Source organism: Kitasatospora sp. NPDC059571, from assembly GCF_042735675.1.
Taxonomy (GTDB): Bacteria; Actinomycetota; Actinomycetes; order Streptomycetales; family Streptomycetaceae; genus Kitasatospora.
In genome coordinates this window covers 1-3,229 of record NZ_JBHWBW010000664.1, presented here as the reverse complement: position 1 = coordinate 3,229, position 3,229 = coordinate 1, and the positions used below count along the sequence as shown (strand labels likewise).

At 74.2% G+C, this 3,229-nt stretch carries 4 protein-coding genes; 3 read left to right on the top strand and 1 reads right to left on the bottom strand.

Annotation, left to right across the window (positions count from 1 at the left end; all coding sequences use genetic code 11):
* Positions 1-185: 185 nt before the first annotated feature.
* Complete coding sequence (locus tag ACFV0G_RS37490; RefSeq protein ID WP_380557730.1) at positions 186-761, bottom strand: TerD family protein; 576 nt, start codon at positions 759-761, stop codon at positions 186-188.
* A 189-nt stretch (positions 762-950) separates the two neighbouring features.
* On the opposite strand from ACFV0G_RS37490, the gene ACFV0G_RS37485 reads away from it, so the two are divergent.
* From ACFV0G_RS37485 to ACFV0G_RS37475, 3 genes are all read left to right on the top strand, one after another.
* Complete coding sequence (locus tag ACFV0G_RS37485) at positions 951-1,400, top strand: BlaI/MecI/CopY family transcriptional regulator (protein ID WP_380557733.1); 450 nt, start codon at positions 951-953, stop codon at positions 1,398-1,400.
* Between the two features lie 3 nt (positions 1,401-1,403).
* Positions 1,404-2,333, top strand: coding sequence for a M56 family metallopeptidase (locus tag ACFV0G_RS37480; RefSeq protein ID WP_380557727.1), 930 nt, complete (start codon positions 1,404-1,406; stop codon positions 2,331-2,333).
* A 94-nt stretch (positions 2,334-2,427) separates the two neighbouring features.
* Positions 2,428-3,192 carry a sporulation protein gene (locus ACFV0G_RS37475; RefSeq protein ID WP_380557724.1) on the top strand — a complete coding sequence of 255 codons (765 nt, stop codon included), beginning with the start codon at positions 2,428-2,430 and terminating at the stop codon, positions 3,190-3,192.
* Positions 3,193-3,229: the final 37 nt, after the last annotated feature.

The following is a 3,229-nucleotide window of genomic DNA, read 5'->3' as shown; positions in this document are numbered from 1 at the left end:
TGTCTCCCCTGACGGGGGCGGGGCGCCGTCCGGCGCCGGACGGGCTGGTGACCGACACCGCCGACGGCAACCGGGCGATGCGGCGCGTCAACGACAGCCTGGGCTACCGGCCGGCGCACCGCATCTGCCACTACCGGCTGGACCTCTGACGGCCGGCCGGGCGGAAGTCCCCGAGGGGCCCTCGGTCAGACGTTGACGCCGTAGTCCAGGGCGATGCCGCGCAGGCCGGAGGCGTAGCCCTGGCCGATGGCGCGGAACTTCCAGTCGGCGCCGTACCGGTAGAGCTCGCCGAAGACCATCGCGGTCTCGGTGGAGGCGTCCTCGCTGAGGTCGTAGCGGGCCACCTCGCTGCCGGTCGCCTGGTCGACCACCCGGATGAAGGCGTTGCGGACCTGGCCGAAGTTCTGCAGGCGGGTGTCCGCGTCGTAGATCGACACCGGGAACACGATCTTGGTGACGTTGACCGGCACCGCCGTCAGGTCGACCTTGATCTGCTCGTCGTCGCCGTCGCCGCCACCGGTGAGGTTGTCGCCGCTGTGCTCGACCGAGCCGTCCGGGCTGGTCAGGTTGTTGTAGAAGACGAAGTGCTGGTCGGTCAGCACCCGGCCGGCCTCGCTGCACAGCAGTGCGCTGGCGTCGAGGTCGAAGTCGGCACCGGTGGTGGCCCGGACGTCCCAGCCCAGACCGATGATGACCGAGGTGAGGCCCGGGGCCTCCTTGCTCAGCGAGACGTTGCCGCCCTTGGCCAGCGAGACTCCCATGACTGCCCCTCCCGGAGTTCCCGTACCGGGCCGCTCGCCCGGTCGTTCCGATCACTGTGCCGCACGAATCTACAGCAGTGTAGAGACCGTACGCCCCTTCCTTCGCGGGTCAGGAGCCGGCACCCGGGCTGCGGGGCGGTCGCTCAGTAGGATGGCCGACAGGTGCACGACGAGTGGGAAGGGGCCGCCATGGTGCAGCAGGGGCGTCCCTCCGACGAGGGCTTCCGGGCCAGGCGACGCGGACAGGGCGAGTTGGAGGCCCAGGTGCTGGCCGTGCTGCGGGACGCGCCCGAGCCGGCCACCGCGGGCTGGGTGCAGGAGCGCCTGGACGGCGGCCTCGCGTACACCACCGTGGTCACCATCCTCTCCCGGCTGCACGCCAAGAACGCCGTCTCGCGTACCCGTTCCGGCCGCTCGTACGTCTGGCGGGCGGCCTCGGACGCGGCCGGGCTGGCCGCGCTGCGGATGCGCCGGGTGCTCGACGGCGAGGCAGACCGGGACGCCGTCCTGGCGAGCTTCGTCTCCGCCCTGCTGCCGCACGACGAGGAGCTGCTGCGGGCCCTGCTCGACAGTGCCTCGGACGAGCCCGGCCGGCCCGGTGCCGACGGCTCCCGCGGCTCGGACGGCCGCGAGGGCTGAGCGATGGGCGTCTTCGTCTTCCTGCCGCTCGTCCTCCCGCTCACCGCCCTGCCGATCGCCCGGCTCGCCGAACTGCACCTGCACCCGCGGGCGGCGGCCCGGCTGCTGACCGGCTTCAGCCTCGCCATGGCGGTGTGCAGCGCGCTCTGCCTCGGGCTGCTCGGCGTGGTGGGTACCGCGCAGATCCCCGGCAACCCGCTGCCGGACGGCTGGTCCGACCCGGAGGTCCGGCGGCTGGTGCCGTTCCACGTCGAGGTCGGCAGCGCCTCGATCGCCGTCCTGGCGGTCGTCGCCGCCGCCGTGCTGCGCACCCTGGCCGTCCGGCTGCGGGTCGCGGCCAGGGCCCGCCGGGCCGTCCAGCACCTGCCGTCCGACGGCGATCCCGCGGTGCTGCCCGACGAGGCCCCGTACGCCTACGCGCTGCCCGGGCGGCCGGGCCGGATCGTGGTCTCCACCGGGATGCTGGCCCACCTGGCGGGCGGTGAGCGGGAGGCCCTGATCGCCCATGAGCGGGCGCACCTGGCGCACCGTCACCACCACTACCTGCTCGCCACCAGGCTGGCGGCCTGCGTCAACCCGTTCCTGCGCCCGCTGCACCGGGCGGTGGCCTACAGCACCGAGCGGTGGGCCGACGAGGAGGCGGCCGGCGTGGTCGGGGACCGGCGGGTGACCGCCCGTGCGGTGGCCCGGGCCGCCCTGGTCGCGCACCACGCGGTGCCCGGGATGGCGGCGTTCGCGGCGCCCGGGCCGGTGCCCCGGCGGGTGGCCGCGCTGCTGGGGCCGGTGCCGCCGGGCCGGGCCTGGCCGCCCGCGCACAGCCCGGCCGGGGTGGCGGCGATGGTGGCCGCGGCCGGTACGGCGGCCTCCGCGCTCTCCGCGTTGAACGCCGCGGTGGCGCTGCTGCTGGTGCTGAAGGCGGTCACCCCGCTGTAGGCCTGCCGGGTCCGGGGCGGCCGCCGAAGGCAAAGCGCCGGCAAAGTACGATCGACGCGCTCTCAACTCCCCGACTCTGTGAGGAGCGCACCCGATGGTGTTCAAGCGTCTTCTCGGCGCCCTGGGCGTCGGCGGGCCCACCGTGGACACGGTGCTGTCCACGCCGACCGTCTACCCCGGCGGTACCGTGCACGGCCACGTCAACCTGGTCGGCGGCGACCGCGAGGCCGAGATCAACGGCATCACGCTCTGCCTCGCCGCCCGGGTCGAGGTCGAGTACGAGGACAGCGAGGGCCACACCACCGAGGAGTTCGGCCGGGTGCAGGTCTGCGGCCCGCTGCGGCTGGCGGCAGGGGAGCACCGGTCGGTGCCGTTCGCCCTGCCGGTGCCGTGGGAGACGCCGCTGACCGCGGTGGCCGGCCACCACCTGGCGGGGATGGCCCTCGGGGTGCGCACCGACGTGGACATCGCCGGCCAGCTGGACCGGGGTGACACCGACCCGCTGGCGGTGCAGCCGCTCCCGGTCCAGCAGCGGGTGCTGGAGGCGCTCGGCGCGCTCGGCTTCCACTTCCACCGGGCCGACCTGGAGGCCGGCAGGATCCACGGCACCGGCCAGACGCTGCCGTTCTACCAGGAGATCGAGTACAAGGCGGCGGCGCAGTTCGCGCACCGCTGCAACGAGATCGAGCTGTCCTTCGTCACCGACCCGCACCGGGCCGAGGTGGTGCTGGAGTTCGACAAGCGCGGCCTCTTCCACAGCGGCGACTCCGTCCGCACCTTCGTCCTCGACCACGGGGCCGGTCAGCACGACCTGACCGGCACGGTCGACGGCTGGATCAGGAGCGTGCTCGGCCACTGAGCCGTCACCGGAACGCGGCGGACCGCCGGGGCTGCAC